General features: G+C 65.8%; 3 protein-coding genes. All 3 read left to right on the forward strand.

From position 1 onward, the window contains the following. Positions 1–600 (forward strand): TolC family protein (locus MOV75_RS28530; RefSeq protein ID WP_247007012.1); only part of this gene is annotated, 600 nt, incomplete at its 5' end. Then, on the forward strand, positions 590–1,993 hold the full coding sequence (locus tag MOV75_RS28535) for an efflux RND transporter periplasmic adaptor subunit (RefSeq protein ID WP_246931025.1): 1,404 nt from the start codon (positions 590–592) through the stop codon (positions 1,991–1,993). The genes MOV75_RS28530 and MOV75_RS28535, both read left to right, overlap by 11 nt. Before the next feature lie 36 nt (positions 1,994–2,029). Then, positions 2,030–4,416 (forward strand): efflux RND transporter permease subunit (locus MOV75_RS28540; RefSeq protein WP_246931026.1); only part of this gene is annotated, 2,387 nt, incomplete at its 3' end.

The following is a 4,416-nucleotide window of genomic DNA, read 5'->3' on the forward strand; positions in this document are numbered from 1 at the left end:
GGCCTGCCGTCGGAGTTGCTGACGCAGCGGCCGGACATCCGCCGGCAGGAGGCGCAGCTCGCCTCGGCGACCGCCAACATCGGTAACGCCCGCGCGCAGTTCTTTCCGACCATCCAGCTCACCGGCAATGGCGGCTATCAGAGCTCGGCACTGGTCTCGCTGTTCCAGCCGCATGCGGCCTTCTTCCAGCTCGTGGGCAGCGCCACCCAGCCGATCTTCGATGGCGGCAAGATCCTCGGCAATTTCGAATTCGCCAAGGCGCGGCAGGACGAGCTGCTCCAGACCTACCGCAAGACCATCGTTCAGGCCTTTGCCGACGTCGACAATGCGCTGTTCTCGATCAAGCAGACCACGATCAAGCTGCAATTGCAGCGCGACGTCGTTGTCGCCTCGCGCCGCGCCTTCGATCTCTCCGAGCAGCAATTGCGCGCCGGCACCGCCGACATCGTGACCGTGCTCAACACTCAACTGACGCTGTTCCAGGCGGAAGACGCGCTGTCACAGGCGCAACTGGCCCGCCTGCTCGCCATCGTCAGCCTGTATCAGGCGCTCGGCGGCGGCTGGGAGCCGCGAATGGAGAAACCGGTCAATGCTCTTTAAGCCGGATACGAAGCAGGGCGCGGAAGAGGGGACGGCGAAAAAATCGCGCGGCCGCGGCTTCGTCATGACCTTGATCACGCTCGCCATCCTCGGCGGGCTCGGTTATCTCGGCTGGATCGCCACGCATCAGCAACAGGCCAACAACCGCAACCAGCGGCCCGATCTGCCGGTGCCCGTGTTGGCGGCGAGCCCGCGGGTCCAGGACGTTCCGGTCTATCTCGACGGCGTCGGCGCGATCCGCGCGCTCAACACCGTGACCGTGCGCTCGCAGGTCGACGGCAAGCTGATCGCGGTCAATTTCACCGAGGGACAGGACGTCAAGAAGGGCGACGTGCTCGGCGAGATCGATTCGGCGATCTATCAGGCGCAATACGACCAGGCGGTCGCCAAGAAGGCGCAGGATCAGGCCCAGCTCGCCAACCAGCGCATCGACCTGACGCGCTATGAGCAGCTCGCCGCCTCCAATGCCGGCTCCAAGCAGCAGGCGGATACCCAGCGTGCGCTGGTTGCACAGACCGAGGCACTGGTCAAAGCCGATCAGGCTGCGATCGACAACGCGGCGGCAACGCTCAGCTACACCAAGATCGTCGCGCCGCTCTCGGGGCGCGCCGGTCTGCGCCAGGTCGACCAGGGCAACATCATCCACGCCTCCGACACCACGGGTCTCGTGGTGATCACGCAGCTGCAGCCGATCGCGGTGTGGTTCAGCCTGCCGCAGCAGCAGATCATGCGAGTCAATGCCGCGGCGGCGAAAGGCGCGCTCGCAGTCGACGTGTTCGGCAATGACGGCATCACCGTGATCGACACCGGCAAGCTCACCGGCATCGACAACCAGGTCGACCAGACCACCGGCACGCTCAAGCTCAAGGCGGAATTCCCCAACGCCAATTACCAGCTCTGGCCGGGCCAGTTCGTCAACGTCCGTCTCAAGGTCGAGACCTTGACGCAGGCGCTGGTGGTGCCGACATCTGCCGTCCAGCGCGGCCCGATCGGCACTTTCAGCTATGTCATCGGCGAGGACAACGTCGTCTCGGCCAAGCCGGTGACGGTGACGCAGCAGAACGAGCATGACGCCGTGATCGCAAGCGGCCTGTCGGCAAACGACAAGGTCGTCACAACGGGCTTTGCCAATCTGTCGGATGGCTCGAAGGTGACCATCGGCCGCGACGACCAGACCCCGTCGGCGGATCTCGCCCCGCGCAAGCGCTCGCGCGGGCCCGACGGTCAGAAGAAGGATGGCGCCAAGGAAAGTCAGAAGGAAGGTCAAAAGGACGGACAAGGCAAGGACGGCGAGTTCCGCGCCAAGCGCAAGAGCAGCGAAGGCGACCAGAAGGGTCAGACCGGGCCGGCTCCGGGGCCGGGAGCATCGGGATCTGGAGCCAAGCAGCCATGATCCCGACAACAGCCGCCTGAGCGGCAGGCAGATCCCATGGGTGTTTCCGAACCCTTCATCCGACGGCCGATCGCAACCTCGCTGCTCGGCATCGCGCTGCTGATTGGCGGGCTGCTGGGCTATTTCGCGCTGCCGGTCTCGGCCCTGCCGCAGGTCGACTTCCCGACCGTGCAGGTGACGACGCAGCTGCCAGGAGCCAGCCCCGACGTGATCGCCTCGCTGATCACCGCGCCGCTGGAGCGGCAGCTCGGGCAGATCCCGTCGCTGTCGGCGATGAACTCGACGAGCTCGTTCGGCGTCAGCCAGATCTCGCTGCAGTTCGACCTCAACCGCGACATCGACGGCGCCACCCAGGACGTGCAGGCTGCGATCAATGCCGCGGCGGGCGTGCTGCCCAAGACGCTGCCTTACCCGCCGACCTACGCCAAGGTGAATCCGGCGGACGCGCCGGTGATGACGCTGGCGCTGCGCTCCGACACCATCTCGTTGCGGGCGATGAGCGACATCGCCGATACGCTTCTGGCGCAACGGCTGAGCCAGATCTCGGGCGTCGGACGCGTCTCGGTGCTCGGTGGGTTGAAGCCGGCCGTGCGCATCCAGGCCGATCTGGCGCGGCTCGCCGCCTATGGCATCGCCATGGAAGATCTGCGCACCGCAATTGCCAACGCCAACGTCTCGGGGCCGAAAGGCTCGCTCGACGGCGCGCAGCAATCCTACATCATCGCGGCCAACGACCAGATCGCCGCAGCCGACGCCTACAAGCCCGTCATCATCGCCTACCGCAACGGTTCGCCCGTCACCATCGCCGACGTCGCGCAGATCGTCGATGGCCTGGAGAACGACCGCACCGGCGGCTGGTACCAGGGCACGCCGGCCGTCATCATCGACATCCAGCGCCAACCCGGCGCCAACGTGATCGACGTTGTCAGCCAGATCCGCGCCGAAATCCCCAAGGTGCAGCGTGCGATCCCGGCCGGCGTCAACCTCACCATCGTCTCCGACCGCACCGTCACCATCCGCGCCTCGGTGCGCGACGTGCAGTTCACGCTGGTCCTTGCCGTGGTGCTGGTGACGCTGGTTGTGCTGCTGTTCCTGCGCTCGCTGCGCGCAACCGTGATCGCGGGCGTGGCACTGCCGCTATCGCTGATCACGAGCTTCGGCATCATGTATTTCGCCGGCTTCAGCCTCGACAATCTGTCGCTGATGGCACTCACGATCGGCACTGGCTTCGTCGTCGACGACGCCATCGTCATGATCGAGAACATCGTCCGCCACATGGAGAATGGCGACAGCGCGATGGAGGCTTCGCTGAAGGGCGCCAGCGAAATCGGCTTCACCGTGATCTCGCTGACGGTGTCGCTGATCGCGGTGTTCATCCCGCTGCTGTTCATGTCGGGCCTCGTCGGACGCATGTTCCGCGAATTCGCGCTGACCTTGACGATCGCGGTCGTCACCTCGGCCGTGGTCTCGCTGACGCTGACGCCGATGATGTGCTCGCGCCTGCTCAAGCACGCCCATGAGGAGCTGGCGGTGCCGGGATTGGCGACTATCAGCCGCTTCATCGACCGCACCGTCGAGGCCTATCACCGGACGCTGCTGTGGGTGCTGGAACGCCAGCGCGCCACGCTGGTCGTGACTTTTGCTACGTTGGTTGCGACGCTTGTGCTTTACGTTGTTGCTCCCAAAGGCTTCCTGCCGCTGCAAGACACCGCCTCGATCACGGCGGTGACGGAAGCCGGGCCCGACGTGTCGTTCGCGGAGATGCAGAAGCGGCAGGGCGAGGCCGCCGACGCCATCAAGGCCGACCCTGATGTGACCGGCGTGGTCTCGGTCATTGGCGCGGGCTCGGTCAACCCGACCACCAATGTCGGGCGTCTTGTCATGACGCTGAAACCTCGTGGCGAGCGGCGCGACGATGTGAGCGCGGTGATCACCCGGTTGAAGGAGCGGGTGGCCGGCATCCCCGGCATGACCGTCTATTTCCAGCCCGTGCAGGACGTGCAGATCTCGACCCAGTCGAGCCGCTCGCAATACCAGTATACGCTGACCGGAACCGACGCGACGCTGGTGTCGGAATGGGCGCGCAAGCTGGTCACAGAGATGAGGCGCGATCCCTTGTTCCGTGACGTCTCCTCCGAGGCGCAGGAGGGCGGTCTGCGGGCGCAGCTCGACGTCGATCGCACCCGGGCAGGGCAGCTCGGCGTGAGCCTGCAAGGAATCACCGATACGCTCAACGACGCCTTCGCGCAGCGGCAGATCTCGACCATCTACGGCCAGGCCAACCAGTACCGCGTGGTGCTGGAGGCGCTGCCGATGTACCAGCGCGATCCCTCGATCCTGTCGAAGCTCTATCTGCCGGGCGCCGCGAGCACCACGGTCGGCGCGCCGAACGCCCAGGTGCCGCTGTCCGCCGTGGCGACGCT

It is taken from the genome of Bradyrhizobium sp. PRIMUS42 (assembly GCF_023006515.1).
In the GTDB taxonomy this organism is placed as follows: Bacteria; Pseudomonadota; Alphaproteobacteria; order Rhizobiales; family Xanthobacteraceae; genus Bradyrhizobium.